The 425-nt window shown below is 36.9% G+C and carries 1 pseudogene; it reads left to right on the top strand.

Going from position 1 to position 425, the window contains the following annotated elements:
- Positions 1-6: 6 nt before the first annotated feature.
- A pseudogene (locus tag IUY40_RS19280) lies at positions 7-425 on the top strand (hypothetical protein); the annotation flags it as partial.

The following is a 425-nucleotide window of genomic DNA, read 5'->3' as shown; positions in this document are numbered from 1 at the left end:
CAGCAGATGGCAACAAACATTAGTTTTGGCAATTATACGCCACCAGATAAAACGGTACCAGGTATAGATGAATTGACCTTAGCAGTACTATTTGATGGTACCTTAAACAACCAGCGTAATACCTACATTAGGAAAGAAAAAGAAAAAAAGAAAAAAGGAGATTTGTATGATAAAGATGCGGTAAAAGATGATCCTTGGGGGATAGACAAAGGCAGTTATGACAATGATTATTCTAATGTAGCCAGAATGCAAAAATATTACTCATTAGGAAAAGATAAAGCATTATATGTTGAAGGTATTGGTACTCTGGATGGAGATACCGATACTGTTGCGGGGTATCTTACAGGAACAGGCGAAACAGGCATAAGAGCAAAAGTACGTTCGGGTTGCGAAAAAGTTTTTAATAAGGTATCCAAACTTGAGAG

The organism is Flavobacterium sp. ALJ2, assembly GCF_015594725.1.
GTDB lineage: Bacteria > Bacteroidota > Bacteroidia > Flavobacteriales > Flavobacteriaceae > Flavobacterium.
The sequence above is the reverse complement of the archived record's forward strand: the minus strand, read 5'-3'. Positions and strand labels throughout refer to the sequence as shown.